Raw genomic sequence first — 484 nt, 5'->3', positions numbered from 1 at the left:
GCAGCTGCGCCCGCTGCTCGGCCGGCCGCTGGGCGCCGACCCGTCGGCGTTCCTCGCGCCCGCCGGCGGTGCCGCGCCCGTGCAGACCGACCTGCCCGACGACGTCGTGCTGTGCTCGTGCTCCAACGTGTCGGTCGGCACCGTGCGCGCCGCCGTCACCGAGCACGGCTGCCGCAGCGTCGGCGAGGTCAAGACCTGCACGCGCGCCGGCACGGTCTGCGGGTCGTGCGTGCCGCTGCTCACGAAGGTCGTCAACGGCACGCTCGAGAAGGCCGGGTTCACGGTCTCGAACGCGATGTGCGAGCACTTCGGCATGCCGCGCGCCGAGCTGTACGCGCTCGTGCGCGCCGAGGGGCTGCGGACGTTCTCCGAGATCGTCGCGCGGCACGGGCAGGGCCGCGGCTGCGCGGTCTGCAAGCCGGTCGTCGCGTCGATCCTGTCCTCGCTCGGTATCGGGCACGTGCTGCAGCCCGACCCGGTGACC

1 protein-coding gene is annotated in these 484 nt (G+C 74.4%); it reads left to right on the top strand.

The window, feature by feature from the left end; all coding sequences use genetic code 11:
* Positions 1-484, top strand: a 484-nt coding sequence (locus G3I71_RS46950; RefSeq protein ID WP_203733130.1) for a (2Fe-2S)-binding protein, incomplete at both ends; no start/stop codon positions are given.

Origin of the sequence: Streptomyces sp. SID12501 (assembly GCF_010550245.1) — a bacterium.
Classification (GTDB): domain Bacteria; phylum Actinomycetota; class Actinomycetes; order Streptomycetales; family Streptomycetaceae; genus Streptomyces.
This window is presented reverse-complemented; position numbering and strand designations above follow the sequence as displayed.